At 75.5% G+C, this 25,263-nt stretch carries 20 protein-coding genes; 18 read left to right on the forward strand and 2 right to left on the reverse strand.

Going from position 1 to position 25,263, the window contains the following annotated elements:
- The first annotated feature begins 108 nt into the window (after nt 1–108).
- From AB0O91_RS11145 to AB0O91_RS11175, 7 genes are all read left to right on the forward strand, one after another.
- Nucleotides 109–1,278: a TadA family conjugal transfer-associated ATPase gene (locus AB0O91_RS11145; RefSeq protein ID WP_363430459.1), complete on the forward strand. Its 1,170-nt coding sequence runs from the start codon at nt 109–111 to the stop codon at nt 1,276–1,278.
- Entirely contained in the window at nt 1,275–1,487 is a 213-nt protein-coding gene (locus AB0O91_RS11150) for a hypothetical protein (protein ID WP_363430259.1), read from the forward strand. The genes AB0O91_RS11145 and AB0O91_RS11150 overlap by 4 nt, the downstream gene beginning before the upstream one ends.
- 193 nt (nt 1,488–1,680) lie before the next feature.
- A complete protein-coding gene (locus AB0O91_RS11155; RefSeq protein ID WP_363430261.1) occupies nt 1,681–2,511 on the forward strand; it encodes a type II secretion system F family protein in 831 nt (276 codons plus the stop codon).
- A 221-nt stretch (nt 2,512–2,732) separates the two neighbouring features.
- Nucleotides 2,733–3,332: a type II secretion system F family protein gene (locus tag AB0O91_RS11160; protein ID WP_363430263.1), complete on the forward strand. Its 600-nt coding sequence runs from the start codon at nt 2,733–2,735 to the stop codon at nt 3,330–3,332.
- Nucleotides 3,333–3,495: 163 nt separating this feature from the next.
- The gene (locus AB0O91_RS11165; RefSeq protein WP_363430265.1) at nt 3,496–3,768 is read left to right on the forward strand and encodes a DUF4244 domain-containing protein; all 273 of its coding nucleotides are present in this window, start codon (nt 3,496–3,498) and stop codon (nt 3,766–3,768) included.
- Nucleotides 3,769–3,880: 112 nt separating this feature from the next.
- Entirely contained in the window at nt 3,881–4,267 is a 387-nt protein-coding gene (locus tag AB0O91_RS11170) for a TadE family type IV pilus minor pilin (protein WP_363430267.1), read from the forward strand.
- Nucleotides 4,255–4,800: an Rv3654c family TadE-like protein gene (locus tag AB0O91_RS11175; protein WP_363430269.1), complete on the forward strand. Its 546-nt coding sequence runs from the start codon at nt 4,255–4,257 to the stop codon at nt 4,798–4,800. Before AB0O91_RS11170 ends, AB0O91_RS11175 begins: the two co-directional genes overlap by 13 nt.
- Before the next feature lie 73 nt (nt 4,801–4,873).
- On the opposite strand, the gene AB0O91_RS11180 is transcribed toward AB0O91_RS11175, so the two are convergent.
- The gene (locus AB0O91_RS11180; RefSeq protein ID WP_363430271.1) at nt 4,874–7,237 is read right to left on the reverse strand and encodes a DEAD/DEAH box helicase; all 2,364 of its coding nucleotides are present in this window, start codon (nt 7,235–7,237) and stop codon (nt 4,874–4,876) included.
- 222 nt (nt 7,238–7,459) lie between these two features.
- On the opposite strand from AB0O91_RS11180, the gene bldG reads away from it, so the two are divergent.
- The 11 genes from bldG (at nt 7,460) to AB0O91_RS11235 (ending at nt 24,577) form a co-directional block, all read left to right on the forward strand.
- Complete coding sequence (gene bldG, locus AB0O91_RS11185; RefSeq protein ID WP_030289397.1) at nt 7,460–7,801, forward strand: anti-sigma factor antagonist BldG; 342 nt, start codon at nt 7,460–7,462, stop codon at nt 7,799–7,801.
- A gap of 159 nt (nt 7,802–7,960) precedes the next feature.
- Nucleotides 7,961–8,380 carry an ATP-binding protein gene (locus tag AB0O91_RS11190; RefSeq protein ID WP_363430273.1) on the forward strand — a complete coding sequence of 140 codons (420 nt, stop codon included), beginning with the start codon at nt 7,961–7,963 and terminating at the stop codon, nt 8,378–8,380.
- A 249-nt stretch (nt 8,381–8,629) separates the two neighbouring features.
- Nucleotides 8,630–8,998: a cyclophilin-like fold protein gene (locus tag AB0O91_RS11195; RefSeq protein ID WP_363430275.1), complete on the forward strand. Its 369-nt coding sequence runs from the start codon at nt 8,630–8,632 to the stop codon at nt 8,996–8,998.
- 190 nt (nt 8,999–9,188) lie between these two features.
- The gene (locus AB0O91_RS11200; protein ID WP_363430277.1) at nt 9,189–9,959 is read left to right on the forward strand and encodes a small secreted protein; all 771 of its coding nucleotides are present in this window, start codon (nt 9,189–9,191) and stop codon (nt 9,957–9,959) included.
- A 346-nt stretch (nt 9,960–10,305) separates the two neighbouring features.
- Entirely contained in the window at nt 10,306–11,838 is a 1,533-nt protein-coding gene (locus AB0O91_RS11205) for a methyltransferase (RefSeq protein WP_363430279.1), read from the forward strand.
- A gap of 225 nt (nt 11,839–12,063) precedes the next feature.
- Complete coding sequence (locus AB0O91_RS11210) at nt 12,064–12,564, forward strand: DUF3592 domain-containing protein (RefSeq protein ID WP_363430281.1); 501 nt, start codon at nt 12,064–12,066, stop codon at nt 12,562–12,564.
- A gap of 481 nt (nt 12,565–13,045) precedes the next feature.
- On the forward strand, nt 13,046–15,916 hold the full coding sequence (gene topA / locus AB0O91_RS11215) for a type I DNA topoisomerase (protein WP_363430283.1): 2,871 nt from the start codon (nt 13,046–13,048) through the stop codon (nt 15,914–15,916).
- Between the two features lie 326 nt (nt 15,917–16,242).
- Nucleotides 16,243–19,788, forward strand: coding sequence for a dTMP kinase (gene tmk, locus AB0O91_RS11220; protein WP_363430285.1), 3,546 nt, complete (start codon nt 16,243–16,245; stop codon nt 19,786–19,788).
- A 274-nt stretch (nt 19,789–20,062) separates the two neighbouring features.
- Nucleotides 20,063–21,274 carry a DNA polymerase III subunit delta' gene (locus AB0O91_RS11225; protein WP_363430461.1) on the forward strand — a complete coding sequence of 404 codons (1,212 nt, stop codon included), beginning with the start codon at nt 20,063–20,065 and terminating at the stop codon, nt 21,272–21,274.
- 361 nt (nt 21,275–21,635) lie between these two features.
- Nucleotides 21,636–22,796 carry a hypothetical protein gene (locus tag AB0O91_RS11230; RefSeq protein WP_363430287.1) on the forward strand — a complete coding sequence of 387 codons (1,161 nt, stop codon included), beginning with the start codon at nt 21,636–21,638 and terminating at the stop codon, nt 22,794–22,796.
- Between the two features lie 134 nt (nt 22,797–22,930).
- A complete protein-coding gene (locus tag AB0O91_RS11235) occupies nt 22,931–24,577 on the forward strand; it encodes an alpha/beta hydrolase (RefSeq protein ID WP_363430289.1) in 1,647 nt (548 codons plus the stop codon).
- A 17-nt stretch (nt 24,578–24,594) separates the two neighbouring features.
- Here AB0O91_RS11235 and leuE read toward each other — a convergent pair whose 3' ends face one another.
- The gene (gene leuE / locus AB0O91_RS11240) at nt 24,595–25,254 is read right to left on the reverse strand and encodes a leucine efflux protein LeuE (RefSeq protein ID WP_363430291.1); all 660 of its coding nucleotides are present in this window, start codon (nt 25,252–25,254) and stop codon (nt 24,595–24,597) included.
- Between the last annotated feature and the right edge of the window lie 9 nt (nt 25,255–25,263).

Genomic DNA, 25,263 nt, shown 5'->3' on the forward strand with positions numbered 1-25,263 from the left:
CGGGAGCACCGGCCGCTGAGGAGCGTGCCCCCGCCCGGCGAACAGCCGCAGGCCGAGCACGGGCCCTGCCCGTACGGCCGGACGGCCCGCGAGGAGCGGGCGGCGGAGCTGGTGGACGCGGTCCGGCTGCGGCTGGCCGAGTCGGGCGCGGCCCCGACGGCGGGCTCCGTCGCGGCGGTGCTGCGGGCCACCCGGCCCCCGCTCGGCGGGGACGAAGTGTTGGACACCGTGCGCTCGCTGCGCGCCGAGCTGGTGGGTGCGGGCCCGCTGGAGCGGCTGCTGGCGGCGCCCGACGTCACGGACGTGCTGGTGAACGGTCCGGACGAGGTGTGGGTCGACCGTGGCGGCGGCCTGCACCGAGCCACCGGAGTCCGGTTCGCCGACGCCGAGGCGGTGCGGCGGCTGGCCCACCGGCTGGCCACCGCGGCCGGGCGGCGGCTGGACGACGCCCGGCCCTGGGTGGACGCCCGGCTGCCGGACGGCACCAGGCTGCACGCGGTGCTGCCGCCGATCGCGGCCGGCTGCACCCACCTCTCGCTGCGGGTGTGCCGGCCCAGGCCGTTCACGCTCGACGAGTTGACGGCGGGCGGCGCGCTGCCGCCGGAGGGCGCCGAACTGCTGGCTGGCATCGTGCGGGCCCGGCTCTCGCTGCTGGTCTCGGGCGGGACGGGCTCGGGCAAGACCACCTTGCTCGCGGCGTTGCTCGGCCTGGTCGGGCCGGACGAACGGATCGTGATCGCCGAGGACTCCGCCGAGCTGCGACCGGCCCATCCGCACGTGGTGCGGTTGCAGAGCAGGCCGCCGAACCAGGAGGGGTTGGGAGAGTTCACCCTGCGGGACCTCGTCCGGCAGGCCCTGCGGATGCGGCCGGACCGGCTGGTGATCGGCGAGGTGCGCGGAGCCGAGGTCTCGGACCTGCTGGCCGCGCTCAACACCGGGCACGAGGGCGGGTGCGGGACCGTCCACGCCAACACGGCGGCCGACGTGCCGGTCCGGCTGGAAGCCCTGGGGTCGCTCGCCGGGCTCGACCGACCGGCCCTGCACAGCCAGCTGCGGGCCGCGCTGGACGTGGTGGTGCACCTCGCCCGGGATCCGGGCTCGGGGCGGCGCCGGGTGGCGGAGATCCACACGCTGGCCGGGGACGGCGCCGGGTTGGCCGTGACCACTCCCGCGGTGGAGTTCCCGGCCGCGGGCGGGGCGGTGCCCGGGGCGGGCTGGGAGCGGCTGGTGGAGCTGTTGGCAGCGCGCGGGGTGGTGCTCGGGGCGGGGGTGCCATGAGCGTGGCGTCGGTGGCTTCGGTGGTGTCGGCCGCGTCGATGGCGGTGGCGGTGGTCATGGCCGGGCCGGTGGCGACGGCTGGGCGGGCGGCACGGGAGCTGCGGGTGGTGGAGATCGGTTTCGTGGCGCTCCAGGCCGGGTGTGCGGCGGGTGCCCTGGCGCTGCTCGGGGTGCGGGGCCGGAAGGGGCGGAAGCGTGGAGGTGAATGACATGACGCAAGGTCAGTTCGATTTCGCCTGGGCGACGGTGGTGTGCCTGTCGGCCACGGCCGGGTGGCGAGCGGTACAGGAACAGCTGCCGGGTGGTCGGCGCTCCAGACTGGTTCTGGCCGGCAGCGGGCCCCCGGTGAGTGAGCCGGGGTCGGAGGTGATGCTGCGGGCGAGGCGTCGGTGCCGACGGCTCATGGTGCCCGAACTGCTCTCCCTCCCGGCGGGCTTGGTGCTCGGACAGGCCACCGCCTCGCCGGTTCCGGTGCTCGCGGGCGCGCTGGCCGTGCTGCCGCTGCGGAGGTGGCGGCTCCGACGGCGCCTGGCAGCGGAGGCCGATCGGAGGGCCGTCGCCGTGGTCGAGCTCTGCGCCGCACTGGCCGGGGAGTTGCGCAGCGGGGCAACGCCCGAACAGGCCCTGCACCTGGTCACCGTGAGGCTCGCCGCGTCCCCGGACGGGGTGCGTCGGCTCGGTGTGGAGGCGGTGGCCCGGCTGGCGGCGGGGCGTTACGGCGGGGACGTCCCGGCGGCGCTCCAACTGCTGGCCGAACTGCCCGGCGGCAGCGGGGCGGCGGCGATCGCGGCCTGCTGGCGGGTCGCCTCCGGCGGCGGGTCGGGCTTGGCCGACGCGCTGGATCGGGTCGCGGAGGCGCTGCGCGGCGAGCGGGCGCTGGCGGAGGAGGTCGCCGGGGAACTGGCCGGGCCCCGTACGACGATCGCGGTCCTGGCCGCCCTGCCCGGCGCGGGGCTGCTCCTGGGCGGGGCGCTCGGAGCCGCTCCGCTGGACGTCCTGCTGCACACCTCGGCGGGGCTCGGCTGTCTCGGGGCGGGGGCGGTCCTGGAGGGTCTGGGGGTGTTCTGGACGGCCCAGATCGTCCGGGCGGCGGCCCGGGGTGCGCTGGAGGCTCCTCGGGGCGATGTCGCGGGCCGGCCCGGGGCGGGCTCCGCCGGACGGGACGGGAGCGGTGGCGGGCGACGGGGGGCCGGGCGGGTGTGGCCGGTCGGCGCCGGAGCGGGGGCCGGATGATGCGGGGCGTCGGGTGGGTGTCGACCGGGGTGCTGTCGGCGGTGGGGCCGGTGGTGGTGGCCGTGATGGCCGCGCTGGTGTGGCGTCGGGGTGGGCGTCGGGCGTTCGTCCGGGAGCGGGAACGGTATCGGGTGCGTCGGGAGCGACGGTGGTTGCGGTCGCGGGAGGAGGTGCAGGGGCCAATGGATCGGAGGGCCAGGGGTGTTGGGCCGGGCCGGCGGGTGGCGACGGCCGTCGGTGCGGGGCTGGCGGCGGCGGTACTGGTCGGCGGTGGCGCCGGAGTGGTGGTCGGGGCGCTGGCGGCGGTGGGTGCGTACCGGTGGACGGCCCGGGCCCGGTCGCCGACGGACCGCCGTGCGGCACTGGAGGAGGAGCTGCTGACCAGGCAGCTCCCGCTGGGTGCCGAACTGCTGGCGGCCTGTCTCGGAGCAGCGGCCCTGCCCTCGGCGGCGGTGGCGGCGGTGGGCCGGAGCCTGGGCGCGCCGCTGGGGCCGAGGCTGGTGGCGATCGGGACCGAACTGGCCCTGGGCGCACCGCCGGAACCGTGCTGGACCAGGCTGGGTGATCAGCACCCGCCGCTGGCGCCGCTGGCGCGCTGCCTGGCCCGGACGAGCCTCAGCGGGGCTCCCGCGGCCGGCCCGCTGATCGTGCTGGCCCAGGCGCAGCGGACGGCTGCCACCCATGCGGCCCACACCCGGGTCCGCCGGGCCGCGGTGCTCGCCACCGCGCCGCTCGGGCTCTGCTTCCTCCCGGCCTTCGTCCTGATCGGGGTGGTGCCGGTGGTGATCGGCCTCACCGGCCGGTTCGCCCAGATGAGATGAGGCGGGTGGGTGAGCGGGGGCAGATGCCGCGCCGGGCCCGTGGGGATCCACGGGAGGCGCCGGAATCGGTCCGAAGAGGTGCACATCCGAAGAGGTGCACAGGGGTCCGGGGACGGCCCGGACAGTCCAGGAATGACCGGAAGAGAACGGACAGGAGAGAACCATGACTGCAGTGATCGCGATCAGGCTCGGCACCGGATGCCCGCCGCGGCAGCTGGCCGGGGTACGGCGACGGAGGAGGTACGGGACGGTGGGTCGGGCGTGCACGGTGGTGCGGCGCCGGGGCCGCTCGGATGCCGGGATGACGACGGCCGAGTACGCCGTCGGGACGCTGGCGGCGTGTGCCCTGGCCGCCGGGTTGTACAAGGTGGTGACCAGTGAGGCCATCACCGGGGCGCTGACCTCGATGCTGGAGCGGGCGCTCCATGCGACGTAGCGCCCGTGGGCCGGCCCGCGTCGCACCGGCCTGTACCGGCGGCGCCGCGTCCGGTTCCCTTGAGGATCACGGGAGTTCGGCGCCGGGGTGCGGTCGGGAGGGCCGGCGGCCGGTGCGGCGTGGGGACGCGGGCTTCGTCACGGCGGAGACGGCGGTGGTGCTGCCCGCGCTCGTCCTGCTCGCGGCGATGCTGGTCTGGGCCGTGCTGGCGGCAGCCGCGCAGATCACCTGCGTGGACGCGGCCCGGATCGGGGCCAGGGCGGCCGCGCGTGGGGAGTCGGACGCCGTCGAACTCGCCCGGGCGGCGGCCCCTCCGGGCGCACGGGTGCGGATGGCGGTGGCGGCGGACACGGTGCGGATCGACGTGGACGCCCCCTGCGTGGCGCCGGGCCGGCTGGGTGGTCTGCTCGCGGTGCGGGTCGGTGCGACGGCCGTGGCCGCGCGGGAGGACGTGCTCGGCGGCGTCGCGGAGGGAGGTGGCGGTCAGTGGCCCGCCTGACCGGCCTCCGGTGGGCGGCGGAGCGGGCGGTGCTCGTCCGTACCCGTCGAACGGCGGTACCCGGTGGGCCCGCTGCACCAGGTGGGCGCGCTGCGTCCGGGGCGTGCGGGCCGGGGTACGGGCCGGACGCCGGTTCGGCGACGGTCTGGCTGCTCGCCCTGGCGATGCTGGGCACGGTGGCCTTCGCGGCGACGATCGCGCTCGGCGCGGTGGTGACCGCCCGTCACCGGGCGGAGGCGGCCGCGGACCTGGCGGCCCTCGCGGCCGCGAACCGGCTGCTGTGGGACCAGGACGGCGGCTGTGCCCGGGCGGCCGGTGTCGCGGCGGCGCAGGGGGCCGGTCTGGTGTCGTGCACGGTGGACCGCTCGGCGGACGCGGTCGAGGTGGTGGCCGAGGTGCCGGTCGGCGGGATTCCGTGGCGGCTGCCGGTCGGACCGGCGCGGGCGAGGGCCCGGGCCGGGCCGGTCCGGGCCGCGGTCACCACGGCCGGGGACGGCCCCGGCGAGCCGCCGGGCGGCACGGCGGACTCATGAACTGCGCCCGAGGAACGGGGGTCTTGTCGAACGGAGGTCTTGTCGAACGGGGGCTTGATGGAAGGGCATTGGCTCAGGAGGCGGTCGGCACCCCGTCGTCCGTCCCCGTGGCGGAGTCCGCGCCGGGGGCTCCGGCCAGCAGGACGTCGAGCAGTTGGACGGCGGCGGCCTTGTCCAGCGGGTCGTTCCCGTTGCCGCACTTGGGCGACTGGACGCAGGACGGGCAGCCGCGCTCGCACTCGCAGGCGGCGATCGCGGCCCGGGTGGCGGTCAGCCACTGGACGGCCCGCTGGAACCCCCGCTCGGCGAAGCCGGCCCCGCCCGGGTGGCCGTCGTAGACGAACACCGTGGGCAACCCGGTGTCGGGGTGCAGCGGGACGGAGACGCCGCCGATGTCCCAGCGGTCACAGGTGGCGAACAGCGGGAGCAGACCGATCGAGGCGTGCTCAGCGGCGTGGGCCGCGCCGGGCAGTTGGTCGAGCGGGAGGTCGGCGTCCAGCAGTTGGTCCTCGGTGACGGACCACCAGACCGCGCGGGTGCGCAGGGTGCGGGGCGGGAGGTCGAGCTTGCTCTCGCCCATGATCTCCCCGGTGGAGATCCGCTTCCGGAGGTAGCCGACCACCTGGTTGACCACCTCGACGGAGCCGAAGCTGAGCCGGCCCTCGCCCCAGTGGACGGTGGTGTCGGTGTCGAGGACGGAGATGGAGGTGATGTCACGGGCGGCCGTGGTGTACGGCGGGTCGGCCGGTTCGACCAGGGCGACCGAGTCCTCCAGGTCGAGCTCCCGGACCAGGTAGGTGCGGCCCTGGTGGAGGTGGACGGCTCCGGTGTGGACGGTGGTGTGGGCGGCCGCGGCGTCCACCGTGCCGAGCAGTCGGCCGGTGTCGGCCTCGATGATCTGCACCGGGCTGCCACCGCTGCCCCGCAGGTCGACGGCGTCGGCGGCGCGCTCCCGGCGGGTCCAGTACCAGGAGCCGTCGGAGCGCCGGCGCAGCAGGCCGCGCCGCTCCAGCACCGGCAGCAGCGGTGCGGTGGAGGGGCCGAACAGCTCCAGGTCGGTGTCGGTGAGCGGGAGTTCGGCCGCGGCCGCGCACAGGTGCGGGGCGAGCACGTGCGGGTTGTCGGGGTCGAGCACGGTGGCCTCGACGGGCGTCGCGAACAGGGCCTCCGGGTGGTGCACCAGGTAGGTGTCCAGCGGGTCGTCCCGGGCGATCAGGACGGCCAGCGCCCCCTGGGCCTCACGGCCCGCCCGGCCCGCCTGCTGCCAGAGCGAGGCCCGGGTGCCGGGATAGCCGGCCATCAGGACGGCGTCGAGGCCGGAGATGTCGACGCCGAGTTCGAGGGCGGAGGTGGAGGCGAGCCCGAGCAGCCGGCCGGAGTGCAGATCGCGCTCCAGGGCCCGGCGTTCGTCGGCGAGGTAGCCGCCGCGGTAGGCGGCCACCCGTTCGGCGAGCGGTCGGCCGAGTTGGTCCTGGGCCTGCAGGGCGACGAGTTCGGCGGCCCGGCGGGAGCGGACGAACACGACCGTCCGGGTCTGCCGTTCGACCAGGTCGGTCAGCAGGTGCGCGGCCTCGGCGGTGGCGGTGCGGCGCACCGGGGCGCCGTGCTCGCCGACGTTCTCGGTCAGCGGTGGTTCCCAGAGGCCGAACACCATCGGTCCGCGCGGCGAGCCGTCCTCGGTGACGGCCACGGCCGGCAGGCCGGTCAGCCGCTCGGCGGTGGCGGCCGGGTCGGCGGTGGTGGCGGAGGCGAGCAGGAAGGTGGGTGACGAACCGTAACGGGCGCAGATGCGGCGCAGCCGCCGCAGCACCTGGGCGACGTGCGAGCCGAAGACGCCCCGGTAGCTGTGGCACTCGTCGATGACCACGTAGCGCAGCACCTTGAGGAAGGAGGACCAACGGGCGTGCGCGGGCAGGATGCCCCGGTGCAGCATGTCCGGGTTGGTGAGCACGTAGGAGGCGTACTGGCGGACCCACTCGCGCTCCTCCGGCGGGGTGTCGCCGTCGTACAGGGCCGCCCGGACCCTCGGCGGGGCGAGTTCGGCGGCGCGGCGGCGCTGGTCGGCGGCGAGCGCCTTGGTCGGGGCCAGGTAGAGCGCGGTGGCGCCGCGGCCGTTGCGGGCCTCGGTGCCGTCCAGCAGGTCGCTGAGCACCGGGGCCAGGTAGCCCAGCGACTTGCCCGAGGCGGTGCCTGTGGCGATCACCACAGTCTGGCCGCTTTTGGCCAGGTTCATCGCTTCTGCCTGGTGCGCCCAGGGCTGTTCCACTCCGACGTCCAGGGCCGAGCCGACGATCTCCGGTCGGATCGACTCGGGCCACGGCGAATAACGCGCAGGTCGGGCGGGAAGGTGCTCCGTATGGGTGAGCCGGTCGGCCCGCCCCCGACCGGTGGACAGGGTCGCGAGCAGTGCCTCGGGCAGGCTGTGTCGGGGCGGCATGGGGACCCAGTGTGTCACCGGCGTGACGCAGAATCGTCGTAAGCCATCGTGCGGGCATGGTCGCAGGTGGTTGAATGTGGCGGTGACGGCCGTACGGCCGTGGGTCGCAGCGCTGAGGCTTGCCACGCGTTGGCTTGGCGCGTCCGGGCTCGCGACCATGCGGTGGCGGCCGTCCGGCCGAGGATCGCACATGACGTAGCAAGGCAAGGTGCTGGAGGTTCCGTGGACCTGTCCCTGTCGACCCGTGCAGTCGGCGATCGTACGGTCGTCGAGGTTGGCGGCGAGATCGATGTGTACACCGCCCCGAAGCTGCGGGAGCAGCTGGTCGAGCTCGTCAACGACGGCAAGTACCACCTCGTCGTCGACATGGAGGGCGTCGATTTCCTCGACTCGACCGGCCTCGGCGTGCTCGTCGGGGGTCTGAAGCGGGTGCGTGCCCACGAGGGCTCGCTGCGCCTGGTGTGCAACCAGGAGCGCATTCTCAAGATTTTCCGGATCACCGGTCTGACCAAGGTCTTCCCGATCCACACCTCGGTGGACGACGCGGTCTCCGCGACCGACTGACGCGTCCGGGCCGGTCCCTGCGGCCGGCCCGCCCGTTCCACGCGTCCGGGGTGTGCCGGGGTCCGTGCGGCCCCGTGCTCCCCGGGCGCCTCAGGGCCGGTCCAGCCGGTCCGCGGGGCCGACTCGTCGGCCCCGGTCGGAGCACCCCGAGGGGGAGAGATGGCAACCGTCGAACTTCGATTCAGCGCGCTTCCCGAGCACGTGCGGACGGCCCGGCTGGTCGCCGCGGCCGTCGCCAGACGGGCCGGGGTCGACGAGTCGGTGCTCGACGAGGTACGGCTCGCGGTCGGTGAGGCGTGCTCCCGTGCGGTCGGTCTGCACCAGCGTGGTGGCATCGGCGGCACGGTACGGGTCGCCTTGACCGATCAGGAGAAGCGTTTCCTCATCGAGGTCGAGGACGAGGCCGGTCCCGCCGGCGTCCCGGCCCCCGGCGCTGCCGAGGGCGGCGACCCGGACGAGGACACCCTGGGCCTCGCCGTGATCACCGGTCTGGTCGAGGACCTCGAGGTCACCAGTGGTGCCGACGGTGGCGTGATCCGGATGAGTTGGCCGGTTTCGGTCGCCTCCGTCGCGGTCTGACCTCACCGGGCGGGTCCTGGCCCTGGTCCGGAGTCTGGGTCGAGGCCCGAGGCCCGAGGCTGAGCGCCGGGCGCAGGCGCAGGTGCGGAGGTGGAAGCGGTCCGACGGCCGCTTCCGCGCCGTGCCCTGGATTCCGCTCTGTATCCGTTCCCCGGACACACATTGACAGATTGTTGAGCCTGGCGGTTCGCTGCTTCCGGCACGACCGGGTCCGATCGACGATCGGATCTGTCGCGGAAGAGGAACCACATGCGGATCCGCATCCTGTGGCCGGCCGGGCAGGCCACCGCCACGCTGGCGACCACCCCCACCACCGAAGCGCTCCTGGCCGAGTTGCCGATCAGTTCGACGGCCGAGACCTGGGGCGAGGAGGTGTACGTCGGCACGCCAGTCAGCGTGCCGCGCGAGGGCACAGCCCGGCAGGTGGTCGAGCCCGGCACGGTCGCGTTCTGGACCGACGGTGACAGCCTCGCGCTGCCGTACGGCCCGACCCCGATCTCGCGGGACGGCGAATGCCGACTGGCCGCCCCCTGCAACGTCCTCGGCCTGCTGGACGGGGACGCCCGGGTGCTGCGCACCGTCCGGTCGGGCGATCCGGTCCGGGTCGAACGGGCCTGAGCGACGGCCGAGCCGTGCTGCCCGGGACGGGAGTTCGGAGCGGGGGTCGGGAGCGGAGTTCGGGCGTGGGGCTTGGGACCGGGGGTTCCGGGCGGGGGAGTCGGCCGTGGAGCGGCCGGGAACCGGGTGCACGGTGACGGCCGTGTAGGTTCGACGACCGAAGACGACCGAAACCGAAAGGCATCTCCCGGTGAACAAGCGACTGCTGGCCGTACCCGCCCTCGGCGTGCTGCTCGCGTTCGGCGCCGTCGGCTGCGGCGGCGACGACAACAGCAAGCAGCTGGAGGCCTGGGCGTCCAACGTCTGCGGCGCGGCCAAGGACCCGATCGCCCAGGCGCAGAGCGCGCTCGCCGACACCGCTCAGGTGAAGACCGGCGAGGGTCCGGCCGACCTGCAGAAGCGGCTCTCCACGGACATCGGGCGACTGGCCAAGACCAACCAGGACATCGCGTCCGCGGTCGACGCGGCCGGTGCCCCCAAGGTGGACAACGGCGCGACCCTCCAGAAGGACACCGTCGACGAACTGAAGAAGGCGGCCGACGGCTACCTGGACGTCCAGAAGAAGCTGGACGCGCTGCCCAACAACGACCAGGCGAAGTTCGCGGACGGGCTGAACAGCGTCGCGGACCAGCTGCGGCAGCTGTCCTCGCTGTCCACCCAGGCGCAGGGCAAGCTGCAGCGCGGCGACCTGGGCGCGGCGATGGCCAAGCAGGAGGGCTGCAAGCCCACCCAGGTCACCCCCGCCCCCGGTGCGAGCGCCGGGGCCGGCGGCTCCCCGGCGGCCGGGAGCGCGGGTGCGACCCCGAGCGCCGGGGCCTCCGCCTCGGCCGGTGCCCCCAGCGGCACCCCCGCACCGGGCGCGACGGACAGCGCCGGCCCGGCGGCCTCCCCCTCGGCGGGCGCCAGCACTCCGGCGGCCCCGGCGTCGAGCCCGGCCGCGCCGTCGCCCAGCGCGAGCTGATCGAGGGCGGCACGGGACAGGGCGCGGCAGGACGCGCACGGCAGGACACGGCAGGACGAGGCGCGGCAGGACACGGCGGGTCGCGCCCGGGATGCCGCAGCGGGGCCGGGGTCGCTCGAAGGGGCGGCCCCGGCCCCGCCGTGTTCCCGGGCAGTGGGCGCCGGGCGGCGGGCGCCGAACAGCGGGTGCGGCGGCCGGGGCCGATCTCCTGGGCCGGCAGACGGGGCGTCGCGGCGGTGGCGGGGGCGCAGGGACGGGGGCGCGCTCCCGGCGGTGTCCGCGGGTCGGCGCGGTTGGGTGCGGGCCGGTGGGGCCGGGCCGGGGTCGGGCGGGGGACAATGGCGGGGTGATCAGTAGTCCCGTTCTCGACCCGACCCGTCTGGCCAAGCTGCGCGAGGCGCTGTTGGCCGCCTCGTTCACCGCCGACGGCTGCCTCGACCTGCTCGGGCCCACCGGCTACGCGGCGTTGGCCCGTAGCGAGGCCGTCCCGGCGCTGCGTGCGACGCGCGGCGGCAGCCCGCTGGAGACGTTGGTGCGGTTGTTCCTGCTGCAACAGCCGGTGCCGTACCGGGCGGCGGCCGCCGCACTGCCGGTGGAGGACTGCCTGGCGGACGGCTGGCTGCGCCCGGACGGGGATCTGGTGCGTGCCACCGTGGACGTCCGGCCGTACGCCAACGAGGTGGCCGGGATGCCGAGTTCGGACGCCTGGGTGGTCTCCGACCTGGGCTGCGCGGTGGGTGGCGCGGGCGGGATCGGATCCGGCGAGACCGCGCACGGGGTGGCCCGCAAGGACCTGGTGCTGGGGGTCGGCGGGGCGTCCACGACGCTGGCCAACATCACTGTGCGTCGTCCCGTCCGGGCGGCGCTGGACCTCGGTTCGGGCTCGGGCGTGCAGGCCCTGCACGCGGCCCGGCACGCCGGGAGCGTCACCGCCACCGACCTCAACCCGCGTGCCCTGCGGTTCACCGAACTCACCCTGGCGCTCTCCGGGTTCGACAACACCGAGGTGCACACCGGGAGCCTGTTCGAGCCGGTCGGGGAGCGGAAGTTCGACCTGATCGTCTCCAACCCGCCGTTCGTCATCTCGCCCGGCGGCCGGTTCACCTACCGTGACGGCGGGATGGCCGGGGACGACCTGTGCCGCAGCCTGGTGCGGTCGGCCGCCGAGCACCTGGAGCCGGGCGGCTACTGCCAGTTGCTCGCCAACTGGCAGCACGTCGAGGGCGAGGACTGGCACGAGCGGCTGGCAGGCTGGGTGGCCGGCACCGGGCTGGACGCCTGGGTCGTCCAGCGCGAGGTCCAGGACGTGGCCCAGTACGCCGAGTTGTGGCTGCGCGACGGCGGTGACCACCGCGGTCCGGGCGGCGACTACCAGGCCCGGTACGGCGAGTGGCTGGACGCCTTCGAGGCGGGCCGGGTCGAGGGCATCGGGATGGGCTGGATCACCCTGCGGGCGAGCGGCGCGGAGCGTCCGACCGTGCGGGTGGAGGAGTGGCCGCACCCGGTGGAGCAGCCGCTCGGTCCGCACATCGACGAGTGGTTCGACCGGCAGGACTTCCTGCGTTCGCACGACGACGCGGGCCTGCTCGCGGCCCGTTACGTGCTGGCCGACGAGGTGGTCCAGGAGCAGGTCGGCGCGCCGGGCGCGGAGGACCCCGAGCACGTGGTGCTGCGGCACAACCGGGGCATGCGACGGGCCACCAAGGTGGACACCGTCGGCGCCGGGTTCGTCGGGGTCTGCGACGGGACGCTGTCGGCCGGCGAGATCGTCGACGCCATCGCGCAACTGCTCGGCGAGGACCGGGTGGTGCTGCGGGACCGGGTGCCGGAGTCGCTGCGGCTGCTGACCGAGCAGGGGTTCATCGACCCGGTGCGGTGACCCCGCGTTCCGGCTAACCCCACGCTCCGGTGCCCCCGTGCTCCGGTGATGCCGTGCCCTGGGGGCGCCGCGTCCCGGTGACGCCGTGCCCCGGGCGCCCTCCGGTTCACCCGGCCGTACCTTCTGGTTCGTCCGGCGGTCCCCGTCCGGCCGCCCCCCGTTGGTCGGACGCTGTGAGGCTCTGTCCACAGGCTGTGGACAGAGCTGGGGAGCCGGGGGCCAGGGGTGGACACGACGACGGCGGCCGTGGGCGGGACGGTGCTCGTCCTCTTCGGTGGCGTGCTGCTGCTCTGGTGCGCCGCCGAACTGCGCCTCCGCCACCGGGTGCGCCGCCGGGGGGTGCCGGCAGTGGCCACGGTCGTCGCCGAGAACGACGTGCACGGTCAGCTCGACAGCGCGCCGCTGCTCTCCTTCTCCGTGCTCCCGACGATCGGCGGGCCGCACGCGGCCGGGACGGGCGGAGCGGTGGGGACGGGTGGGTCCGGCGCCGGCCGGATCGCGGAGCTCGTGCTCACCCGGCCGCGCGGGCACACGCCGTTGCGCCGTCCGGAGCGCTTTGCGCCGGGCGCCTCGGTGCGGATCTGTTACGACCCGGACCGTCCCTGTCGGGCGGTGCTGGCAGCGGGCGAGACCGGCCGGGGGGCGGCCGTCGACCTGTTCTGGAGCGCCCTGGGCGTGGCGTGTCTGGGGGCGGGAGCCGGGCTGCTGGCGGCGATCGGCCGCTGAGGCCCGCGGCCGTCGGCCGGTCGTACCCGGCCGCTTCCGCCGCCCCGCCGCTCCGACGGCCCCACAGCCCCACGGCCGCCTGCCCCGCCGCCCCTGCCCGTCCCGGCCGCCCCGCCGCCCCTGCCCGTCCCGGCCGCCCCGGCCGTCTCCGGCGCGATCCGGAAGGCGCGGTACCGCAAGCGCGCCGATTTTTCCGTTGACAGATCTTGAAATCCGTCATTCCATCCTCCGGAACCTGCCGAAGCCCCCCTCCACGGGGCGCGAACCTCCGTCATCGGGTTACCGTTCGAGTGGCGTCGGTGAGCCCGGCAAGCGAAAAAGCGGTAACCGTCCGTTTGACAAGGGTGGCCGGGGTACGGTCACACTCCGCTGGTGGGGTGTCGTACAGCGGCAGCCCCGGGACGGTGGAGGGGTCGGGCGGAGCGCAGCCCGTGCGCCCGGCGCCGACCAGCCACATAAGGACCGGGAGAGAAGAGCGAAGGTGTCCCCGAGCAGCGAGACCGCGCACGGACAGCGACTCGTCATTGTCGAGTCGCCGGCCAAGGCGAAGACGATCAAGGGCTACCTGGGCCCCGGCTACATCGTCGAGGCGAGCGTCGGGCACATCCGCGACCTGCCCAGCACCGCGGCCGAGGTGCCGGACAAGTACACCGGTGAGGTGCGCCGCCTCGGGGTGGACGTCGACCACGACTTCGCGCCCATCTACGTGGTCAACGCGGACAAGAAGTCGCAGGTCAGCAAGTTGAAGTCGCTGCTCGCGGAGTCCGACGAGCTCTTCCTCGCCACCGATGAGGACCGCGAGGGCGAGGCCATCGCGTGGCACCTCCAGCAGGTGCTGAAGCCCAAGGTGCCGGTGCACCGGATGGTGTTCCACGAGATCACCAAGACGGCGATCCAGGAGGCGGTGGCCAACCCGCGCGAGCTGAACCAGCGCCTGGTCGACGCCCAGGAGACCCGCCGCATCCTCGACCGCCTGTACGGCTTCGAGGTCTCGCCGGTGCTGTGGAAGAAGGTCATGCCGAAGCTGTCGGCGGGCCGGGTGCAGTCCGTGGCGACCCGTCTGGTGGTCGAGCGGGAGCGCGAGCGGATGGCCTTCCACACGGCCTCGTACTGGGACCTGGTCGGCACCTTCGGCACCGGTCGCACCCCCGCGGACGCCGCCAACCCGGAGACCTTCGGTGCCCGGCTGGCCTCGGTGGACGGCAAGCGGATCGCCAGCGGCCGGGACTTCGGCTCGGACGGCCGGCTCAAGGCCGGCAGCACCAACACCCTGCACCTGGACGAGCAGGCGGCCCGTCAGCTGGCCGCCGCCCTCGAGCAGACCGCGTTCAGCGTCCGCAGCGTCGAGTCCAAGCCCTACCGCCGCTCGCCGTACGCGCCGTTCCGCACCACCACGCTCCAGCAGGAGGCCAGCCGCAAGCTGGGCTTCGGCGCCAAGCGGACCATGCAGGTGGCCCAGAAGCTGTACGAGAACGGCTTCATCACCTATATGCGAACCGACTCCACCACGCTGTCGGACACCGCGGTCGCCGCGGCCCGCGCCCAGGTCACCCAGCTGTACGGCGCCGACTACCTGCCGGACGCCCCGCGCACCTACGCCAGCAAGGTCAAGAACGCCCAGGAGGCGCACGAGGCCGTCCGCCCCTCCGGCGACCGCTTCCGCACCCCCGCCGAGACCGGCCTGACCGGCGACGACTTCCGGCTGTACGAGCTGATCTGGATGCGCACCGTCGCCTCCCAGATGAAGGACGCGGTCGGCCAGTCGGTCACCGTCAGGGTCGGCGGCGCCTCCGCCGACGGCCGGGACGTCGAGTTCTCCGCCTCCGGCAAGATCATCACCTTCCACGGCTTCCTCAAGGCCTACGTCGAGGGCGCGGACGACCCGAACGCCGAGCTCGACGACCGCGAGCGCCGGCTGCCGCAGGTCACCCAGGGCGACCCGCTGGCCGCCGAGCGGATCACCCCGGAGGGCCACGCCACCAAGCCGCCGGCCCGCTACACCGAGGCCTCGCTGGTCAAGGAGCTGGAGGACCGGGAGATCGGTCGCCCCTCCACCTACGCGTCGATCATCGACACGATCATCCAGCGCCGCTACGTGTTCAAGAAGGGCACGGCGCTCGTCCCGTCCTTCCTCTCCTTCGCCGTGGTCAACCTGCTGGAGAAGCACTTCGGCCGGCTGGTCGACTACGACTTCACCGCGAAGATGGAGGACGACCTCGACCGGATCGCCGCCGGTGAGGCGCAGTCCGTGCCGTGGCTGAAGCGCTTCTACTTCGGCGAAGGCGAGGGCGAGGGCGCGGCCGGTGCCGCCGCCGAGGCCGGCAACGGTGACGGTGACCACCTGGGCGGCCTGAAGGAACTGGTCACCGACCTCGGCGCGATCGACGCCCGGGAGATCAGCTCGTTCCGGATCAGCGACTCCATCACCCTGCGGGTCGGCCGCTACGGCCCGTACGTCGAGCGCGCCTCCGAGGTCGAGGGCGAGCCCGGCCAGCGCGCCGACATCCCGGACGAGCTGCCGCCGGACGAGCTGACCGTCGAGCTGGCCGAGGAGCTGCTGGCCAAGCCCAGCGGCGACTTCGAGCTCGGCCCGGACCCGGTCAGCGGCAACATGCTGGTCGCCAAGGACGGCCGCTACGGCCCGTACGTGACCGAGATCCTGCCCGAGGGCACGCCCAAGACCGGCAAGAACGCGGTCAAGCCGCGCACCGCCTCGCTGTTCAAGACGATGTCGCTGGACACCGTCACCCTGGAGGACGCGCTGCGGCTTCTCTCGCTGCCGCGGGTGGTCGGCACCGACGCCGAGGGCGCGGAGATCACCGCGCAGAACGGCCGCTACGGCCCGTACCTCAAGCGCGGCACCGACTCGCGCTCGCTCACCAGCGAGGACCAGCTCTTCACCATCACCCTCGACGAGGCGCTGGCGATCTACGCCCAGCCCAAGCAGCGCGGCCGGGCCGCCGCCGCCCCGCCGCTCAAGGAGCTGGGCACCGACCCGGTCAGCGAGCGCCCGGTGGTGGTCAAGGACGGCCGCTTCGGCCCGTACGTGACCGACGGCGAGACCAACGCCACGCTGCGCAAGGACGACGAGGTCGAGACCATCACCCCGGAGCGCGGCTACGAGCTGCTCGCCGAGAAGCGGGCCCGCGGGCCGGTGAAGAAGGTGGCGAAGAAGGCCCCGGCGAAGAAGGCGGCGGCCAAGAAGACCACCACCGCCAAGGCGACGGCGACCAAGACCGCGGCCAAGAAGACGGCGGCGAAGAAGACCACCACGACCAAGACGGCGACGGCGAAGAAGACGGCCGCGAAGAAGAGCGCGGCCGCCCGGACCACCGCTGCCGACGAGGGCTGATCCGCCGGTCGGGCGATCCGTCCCGACCCGTCCCGCCGGTCGGGGCGATCCAACCCACCGACGGCAGGTGCCGGGCCCGTGCTCCCCACCCGGGGGCGCGGGCCCGTGGCCTGTCCGGGGGAGTCCCCGCTCCGGCACCCGGCGATCCCCGGGACCGGATGGGCCCAGGAGCCGCCCCGGACGGCTCCTGACCTGCACCGGACCGTCACCTGGCCCGCACCGGAGCGTCCCGGGGCTGTGCAGGGATCGTCACGGGCCGGTGATGAGCGCGAACCGGAACCCCGTTCGTCTCAATCGGGCAAAGCCCAGCCCGCTACGCTGACCGTATGACGAGCGAGGAGCAGCCCACCCCCAGCGCCGCCCCGGCCGCCAGAGCCGTCGGGCCAGAGCTGCCCGAGGTCGCGCCCGCCGGAACCCCCGTGGACCGGGCCCGGGCGCTCTTGCGGACCCGGCCCTACCGGCGCCTGTGGACCACCCAGCTGATCGGCGGCACCGCCGACCGGCTCGGGCTGCTGGTGCTGCTCGCGCTGACCGTGATCGCCGCCGCCCAGGGCGGCTCGCTCGGCGACCTGCCGCGCAGCCTCGCCTTCGCCGTCGCCGCCGTCCTCGCCGCCCGGGTCGCGGCCACCGGGCTGGTCGGCGTGGCGCTGCTGGAGCCGGTGCACCAGCTGGTGGCCGGGAAGCTGGACCGGCGCTGGACGCTGTTCGGCGCGGACGCGCTCTGCGCCCTGCTGATCGGCATCGCGCCCTGGTGGACGGTCTGGCTGGGCTCCGGCCCCGAGCCCTCCGGCGGGGCCTTCTACGCGCTGCTCGCCACCGTGTTCGTCACTGGTGCCGCCGAGCGGGTCCGGGGGATCGCCAAGGCCGCCGCCGTCCCCGGCCTGCTGCCGCCGGCCAACCCGTACGCCCCGGTCGCCGAGCAGCGGCCGGCCGCCGCCAACCTGGACACCGTCCGGAGCATCGACCGGTTCACGGGCTGGGTCACCGTGCCGCTCGGCGCCGTCGCACTGATCGCCCTCACCCTGGTCAACAACATCGGTGCGGCGGTCGGCTCCGACTGGCTCCGCGCCCACCAGCTGACCTTCGCGGCGCTCGGCGCGGCCGGCCTGTTCGCCGCCGCGGCCGTCCGCGGCTACCTCCAGCAGCTGCCCGGCGGTCCGGTGACCGTCGCCCCGCACTCGCCGCTGACCGGCCTGCGGGCGCCCACCGACGCCGCCCCCGGTCCGGCGCTGAGCAAGGGCCGCACCGGCAGCGCCCCGTACTTCACCTTCGCGGTCGCCGCCGGGTTCGCCTCGATGGCGGGCGTCGCCGCCCTGGCGCTGCTCACCGCCGTCGAGCACCGGGCCGGGCCGATCGGCTACGGCCTGGTCGTGCTCGCCGCGGCCGGCGCCCCCGCCCTGGGCGCCCGGCTCACCCGGGCCACCCTGCCCTCGCTCTCCCGCCGCCGCCTGCTCGCGCTGGCGCTGCTCACCGAGGGCGTCGCGCTGATCCTGGCCGGGCTGGTGCTGGACTTCGTGCTGGTCCTGCTGCTCACCGTGCTGGCCGGGCTGGCCGCCGGGATCGTCGTCTCGGCCGGGCGCAACCTGCTCGCCCAGGAGGTCGAGGAGGCCCGGCTGGCCAAGGTCACCGAGCACCTGTACGCGGTGCTGCGGGTCGTGGTCGGGGCCGCGCTGGTCGCCGTCCCGCTGATCGCCGCCGGGTACGGGGACGTCGAGTACGGCACCGTCGAGCCCGGCTCCTTCACCTTCATCCACGGTGGCGGCGCCCTCGCCGTCGCCACCGCGGGACTGCTCACCCTGGTGCTCGCCGCCGTCGTGCTGCTGCGCACCGACGACCGGCGCGGCACCGTGCCGTTCGGCCGGGACCTGGTGGACGCGGTGCGCGGCGGCAGCGGCCCGGTGCCGCACCGGGGCACCGGCACCGGCTTCTTCATCGCCCTGGAGGGCGGCGACGGCGCCGGCAAGTCCACCCAGGCCCAGGCGCTCGCCGAGTGGATCCGCGGCAAGGGCCACGAGGTGGTGCTCACCCGCGAACCCGGCGGCAGCCCGGTCGGGCAGCGGCTGCGCGGGCTCGTCCTGGACGTCGGCAACACCGGTCTGTCGCACCGCGCCGAGGCGCTGATCTACGCCGCCGACCGCGCCGAGCACGTCGAGAACGTCATCCGGCCGGCCCTCGCCCGCGGCGCCGTGGTGATCACCGACCGGTACATGGACTCCTCCATCGCCTACCAGGGCGCCGGGCGCGACCTGGCCGCCACCGAGGTCGCCCGGATCTCCCGCTGGGCGACCGGCGGGCTGCTGCCCGACCTGACCGTGGTGCTGGACGTCGACCCGACCCGCGCCCGGGAGCGCTTCACCGAGGCGCTGGACCGGCTGGAGTCCGAGCCCACCGAGTTCCACCAGCGGGTCCGGGCCGGCTTCCTCGCCCTCGCGGCCGCCGACCCGGCGCGCTACCTGGTCGTCGACGGCAGCCAGGCCCCCGGCTTCGTGACCACCGCGATCCGGCACCGGCTCGACCGCGAGCTGCCGCTCTCCGAGCAGGAGAAGGCCGCGCGGGCCGAGCAGGAGCGGCTGGCGCGGGAGGAGGCCGAGCGGCGCGCCGCCGAGGAGGCCCGGAAGAAGGCCGAGGAGGAGGCCGCCGAGCGCAAGCGCCAGGAGGTGCTGGCGCAGCTGCGGGCCGAGCAGGCGGAGCAGGAGCGGCTGGCCAAGGAGGAGGCCGAGCGGGTCGCCGCCGAGGCGCGGCGCAAGGCCGAGGAGGAGGCGCGCCGCCGGGCCGAGGAGGAGGCGAAGCGCAGGGCCGAGGAGGAGGCCGAGCGGCGCCGGGTCGAGGAGGCCCGGCTGGCCGCGGAGGCCGCCGAGCGCAAGCGGATCGCCGACGAGGCGGCCGCCCAGGCGGAGCTCCAGCGGCAGCGGGAGCTGGCGCGCGAGGAGCAGCGGCGCCGGGCGGAGGAGGCGCTGCAGCGGGCCGAGGAGGCCCGGCTGGCGCAGGCCGCGGCGCTCGCGGCGGCTGCGGCTGCGGCGGAGACGGCTTCGGACCGGGCGGGTGCGGAGCGGGACGAGGGCCGGGGTGGCGAGGGCCGCGGTGGCGAGGGCCGGGGTGGCGATGGGCGCGGCGCGGGCTCGGCTCCGGCCGGGGACGCGACCACCACGGAGCTGCGGACGGGCGGCGGGACCGCGCCGGACTCTTGGGGTTCGCAGGACGCTCGGGATTCGCGGGATTCCGGGAATTCGCGGGATTCCGGGGACTCTCGGGATTCGCGGGACGCGCACGGTTCGTGGGACCACCGGGACCCGCGGCCTTCGGCCGGGGGGCTCGGGGACGAGTCGACCCGGGAGCTGACGCTGCGCGACCGGCAGGCGGCCGTCCGGGCGGCGGAGGCCGTCGAGGCGACCGCCCGGCTGCCGCGGGTTCCGTCGGCTGCTGCGGACGAGACGGCGGTGCTGCCGCGCATTCCGGCGGTCGAGGAGACGGCGGTGCTGCCGAGGGTGCCGGCCGTGGAGGAGACCGCGGTGCTGCCGCGGATCGGGTCCGGGCGTCCCGAGGAGCCGGTGGACAGCACCCGGGAGCTGCCGGTGGTGGACGACCGACCTGCTGCCGCAGGGCCGCGCCGGGCGGCTGAGCCGCGGCCCGCTGCCGATTCGCGGCCCGCCGCAGAGCGGCCTCGGCCGGAGTGGGCCGAGGAGACGCCGATGGACGACCTGCCGAGCCTGACCGACACCCTGCTCGGCTCGCGTGACGAGTGGGCCCAGTGGGACCACAACGGCGACCAGGGCGGGCCGGGCTCGCACGAGGGTCGAGAGGGCCGTGGCGGGGACGACCAGGGCCGGGACGGCGGCAAGGGCAAGGCCCGGCGCTGGGGGCGTCGGGGCTGAGTCGTCGGGGCCGAGCGGGCCCGGGCCGGTGGAGCCGGCTCGGTGGAGCCGGGCAGGACGGCTGACGAACGGGTGGGCGGTGTCGCCGGGGCGGTGGTCCCGGGTGGCGCCGCCCGTCCTTCGTTCCGGGGCCGCCCCGGGCCGCCCCTGGGCCGCCCCCGGGGCGATCCCCGGGCGTGACCCGGACGGAGCAGTGGCTGTCGGAGCGGAGACGTATGCTCGACGGCGGGGAATCGGCGCCGGGAGCGCTGCCGTACGGAGCTTGGGAGCAGCAGTGGCCGTCTGGGACGACCTGGTGGGCCAGGATCGGGTGGTCGACCAGTTGACCGCCGCGGCCCGGGCGGCCGGGGCGACGGTCGAGGCCGGCCGCGGCGCCGCCCCGGAGCAGGGCGGCAACGCCTCCCTGATGACCCACGCCTGGCTGTTCACCGGCCCGCCCGGCGCCGGTCAGGTCACCGCCGCGCGCGCCTTCGCCGCCGCCCTCCAGTGCACCAGCCCCGACCTCGCGCTCGGCGGCACGCCCGGCTGCGGGTTCTGCGACGGCTGCCACACCGTGCTGGCCGGCAGCCACGCCGACGTCAAGTACGTGCGGACCGACGGCCTGTCCATCGGCGTCGGCGACATGCGCGACCTGGTCCTGCGCGCGTCCAGCTACCCGACCGGCGGCCGCTGGTCGGTGATCCTGGTGGACGCCGCCCACCGGCTCACCGAGGCCGCCGCGAACGCGCTGCTCAAGGGTGTGGAGGAGCCCTCCCCCCGCACCGTCTGGCTGCTCTGCGCCCCCTCCGTCCAGGACGTGCTGCCGACCATCCGCTCCCGCTGCCGCCTGCTGGTGCTGCGCACGCCGGCCGCCGAGGCGGTCGCCGACATGCTGGTCCGCCGCGACGGTGTCGACCCGGAGACCGCCCGGCTGGCCGCGCTCGCCGGGCAGGGCGACATCGAGCGCACCCGCCGCCTCGCCGTGGACGAGCAGGCCCGCACCCGCCGGGCCGAGGTGCTGCGGATCCCGCTGGAGGTCGCCGACATCGGCGGCTGCCTGACCGCCGCCCAGCGCCTGGTCGACACCGCCAAGGCCGACGCCGAGGCGCTCGCCGAGACCCAGGACGCCAAGGAGACGGACGACCTGAAGGCCGCCTACGGCGCGGCCGAGGGCAGCAAGGCCCCGCGCGGCATGGCCGGGGCGGTCAAGGAGTTGGAGAAGCGGCAGAAGAGCCGCGCCACCCGTACCCGCCGGGAGACCCTCGGGGTCGCGCTGCTCGACCTGCTCGGCTTCTACCGCGACGTGCTGGCGATCCAGCTCGGCTCCACCGGCGCGCTCGCCAACGAGGACCAGCGGCAGGCGCTCAACCGGGTCGCCCAGGGCGGTACGGCCGAGGGCACGCTGCGCCGGATCGAGTCGGTGCTGGCCTGCCGGGAGGCGCTGGACCGCAACGTGGACCCGCTGCTCGCGGTCGAGGCGATGACGGTGGCGCTGCGGGCGGGCTGAGGTCGGTCCGGGGCTTCTGACGGTCCGGGGCTTCTGACGGTCCGGGGGCCGGGCGGGGCCGGTTCGTCGCTCGAGCGGTCCCGGGTCGGAGCCGTGCGTCGTCCGGCGGCCGGGCGGGGCCGGTTCGTACGCCGCCCGGAGGCGTCCGGGGTCGGCCCGGCGTCCCACCTTCGAGTGAACGGGCGATACTCGCCGGGCACACCCGCGTGTGACGGCGTGCCCGTTGTGCACGCTGGGGGCCGACTGCGCCCCGGCCGTACCCGGGCCTCCCCGCCGGGACGGCCCGCCGCCGGAGCGGTCGCCTCCCGCACGGCACCGGGTCCGGTCCGGCGCCGGCGCTCGTCCCGAGGTGGTGCGTTCCGTGGTTCGTCCGCTGCTCGTCATTCCCCTGCTGGCCGCCGCCGTCGGCGGGATCTGGCTGGCGCGCGGCGCGCTCCAGCGCTGGCGCGACCTGCGGGCCGCCGAGACCTACGAACTGGCGGGCGACCGCTGGCCGATGCTGGTGCGGGCGGGCGGGGCGATGGTCTGCGGGGTCTGCGTCACCGCGTTGACGGTGCTCACCGCGCTGGGGGCGTTCGGCGGTCTGAGCCGCGGCGGGCAGGGGACGGACCGGGCGGAGACCGCCGCGGACGCCGCGGCGGCGGGCGCCTGGGCGGGCCCGGCGGGTCGGCAGCAGGCGGCTCCGCCGGCCGCCACCGATCCGGCCGCGGCCCAGGGTGCGGCGGGCTCGGCCGCCGGTGCCGCGGCGACGGCGGCCGTGGCCAGCCACTTCGACAGCGTCGGGCACCCGGGCGGCGGCGAGCTGCTGCAGTCCGCCGTGCTCGGACCGGACGGGAAGCCCCGCAACGTCCGGGTCTGGCTGCCCGCGCAGTACGCCAAGGAGCCGAACGCGCGCTTCCCCGTCGTGGTGATGCACGCCGCCACGCCGCGCAAGACCGCCGACGCCGAGGTGCCGGACGTCTTCGAGGGCGTCAGTGCGGCGCTCCAGGCCGGCCGCGCCCGGCCGTTCATCCTGGTCGCCCCCGAGGCCCCGAACGGCACCGCGCACCCCTGCGAGCTGCTCGCCGCCGCCCCGGCCGCGGTCGCCGACGACGCGACGCTGCGCGCCACCGTCGCGGCCTCCTTCCGCACCCTCCCGCCCGGCCCGGCCTCCTGGGGCACCCTCGGCGTCGAGGGCGGCGCGCCGTGCGCGGCCGCCGCCGGGCTGGCCCGCCCCGACCTGTACGGCGCGGCCGCCGCGGTCTCCGGACGGTACGACGCCGCCGCCCTCACCCAGACCGGCGCCGAGGCCCCGGCCGGCAGCTCGGCCAAGCTGCTGCTGGCCGCCGCCAAGGGCGACTCCGCCGGGCTGGACGCGGCTCGCAAGCTGCAGGGCGCACTCAAGGCCGGCTCCGGCGCGGCGGCCAAGGCCGAGGTGCGGATCTCGGACAACGTGCAGGACTACACGGCGGACCGGGAGCGGCTGCGGCTGGTGCGGCAGGCGGCGCAGTTCCTGGCCGAGGCGCTGGCCAAGGCGTCCTGAGCGGCGGTCTCCTGATCGTCGGTCTCCTGAGCGTCGGCCGAGCCGGCGATACGCTGCCCGGTATCCAGGAGGGGTACCGGGCAGCGGCGTTTCTTCGTTCTCGTACTTTTCCCGGAGCGGTGGAGAGGAAGCGGATGAGGGCCTTCGGGCGGATGCGGCCGGTTGCCGCGGCACTGGCGGTCGGGCTGCTGGCGGTCTCGGCGGGCGGGTGCGGCTCGGACTCCCCGGGACCGGCCGGGGCGGCCCCGGCGAGTGCGGCCGGTGGCGTCGGCGAGGCCGGAGCGGCCGGTGCCCGCCCGTCCCGTTCCGGCGCGGCTCCGGACACCGCCGTGACCCCGCTGGAGCCGCTGCCCGCCGCCGTACCGGCCGCGCTCGCCCCGTACTACGCGCAGCGGCCGACCTGGCAGCCCTGTGACGGCGGGTACGAGTGCACCACCTTCCGGGTGCCGATGGACTACGACCACCCGGGCGACGGCGACCTCACCCTCGCGGCCGCCCGTGCGGCCGCCGAACCGGGCGACGCCGGCGGAGCACCCCGGCTCGGCTCGCTGCTGCTCAACCCGGGCGGCCCCGGAGGCTCCGCCGTCGAGTACCTGGAGTCCGTCAGCAGGACGTACGACCGGACCGTGCGCGCCCGGTACGACCTGGTCGGCCTCGACCCGCGCGGGGTGGGCCGCAGCAACCCGGTCAGCTGCCTGAACGGCGACCGGATGGACGCCTACACCGCCGCCGACCTGGCCCCCGGTGACCAGCGGGCGGTCGACGCGGTGGTCGCCGCCGACCGGGAGTTCGCCGAGGGCTGCCGCCGGCAGGCCGGGGCCGCGCTCGGCCACCTCGGCACCGTCGAGGCGGCCCGCGACATGGACGTGCTGCGCGCCCTGCTCGGCGACGAGCGGCTGAACTTCGTGGGGAAGTCGTACGGCACCTTCCTCGGCGCCACCTACGCCGGGCTGTTCCCGAGCCGGGTCGGCCGGGTGGTGCTGGACGGCGCGATGGACCCGTCGCTCGACGCGGTCGCCGGCAACCGCACCCAGGCCGGCGGCTTCGAGACCGCCTGGACCGCCTTCGCCGAGGACTGCGCCGGGCGCGAGGACTGCCCGCTCGGGCGCACCGTGCAACAGATCGGCGACCGGCTCACCGCCCTGCTCGCGGCCGTCCGCGCCCACCCGCTGCCGAGCACCGACAACGGGCGCCGGCTCACCGGGTCCCAGGCGACCACCGGCGTCGTCCAGGCGCTGTACGCCGAGTTCCTGTGGCCCAAGCTGCGCACCGCGCTCACCGACGCCGGGGCGGGCGACGGCACCGGGCTGCTGAAGCTCTCCGACGCCTACTACGGGCGCACGGCGGACGGCTCCTACGCCAATCTGATGTTCGCCAACACGGCGGTGAACTGCCTCGACCTGCCCGCGCCGTTCCGCTCGCCCGAGGACGTCCAGCGCGCCCTCCCGGACTTCGAGCGGGCCTCGCCGCACTTCGGGCGCGAGATGGCCTGGATGGCGCTGACCTGCGGGTACTGGCCGGTCCCGGCCACCGGCGCGGCGCACACCGTCCGGGCCGCCGGCGCCGCCCCGATCGTCGTCGTCGGTACCACCCGCGACCCGGCCACCCCGTACGACTGGGCCCGGTCGCTGGCCGGGCAGCTGGAGTCCGGCCGGCTGCTCACCTACGACGGTGACGGGCACACCGCCTACGGGCGGCACGACCCCTGCGTGGACGGCGCGGTCAACCGCTACCTGCTCACCGGCGAGGCCCCGGAGCCGGGCACGCGCTGCGGCCGGTAGGCGCTGCTCCCGCCCGGTCAGGCGGAGGAGACCGCCAACTTCGCGGCGAAGCCCGCGAACAGCACGGCGACGCCGCTGGTCAGGGTCGCGGACAGCCGCCGGCGGCGGCGGAAGGCGGTGGCCAGCGTGGTGCCGGCGAAGATCAGCAGGGAGAGGTAGAGCAGGCTGAAGGTCTGCAGGATCCCGCCGAGCAGGATGAAGGACAGCGCGGGCTGCCCGTACGACGGGTCGACGAACTGGGTGAAGAACGACAGCAGGAACAGGATCGCCTTCGGGTTGAGCAGGCTGATCACCAGCGCCCGCCGGAACGGCCGCTCACCCGTCTCCGCGACCGCCTCGGCGTCGGTGCCCGCCGGCTCGGCCTGGGCCCGGTGCTCGCGCCACAGCTGGCGGGCGGACCGCAGCATCCCGAACCCGATCCACAGCAGGTAGGCGGCCCCGCCGAACTTCACCACCGCGAACACCGCCGGGTTGGCCTTCAGCAGCGAGGCGGCCCCCAGCGAGGTCAGGCTGATCAGCGTGAGGTCGCCCACGAACACGCCCGCCGCTGCCTGGTACCCGGTCCGGATGCCCTTCCGGGCCGCGACCGACAGCACGTACAGCGAGTTGGGGCCGGGCAGCAGGATGATCACGAGGGCGCCGAGGACGTACGTCGCCAGGTCGTTGACACCGAACACGGTGACTCC

Source organism: Kitasatospora sp. NPDC089797 (assembly GCF_040684795.1).
GTDB lineage: Bacteria > Actinomycetota > Actinomycetes > Streptomycetales > Streptomycetaceae > Kitasatospora.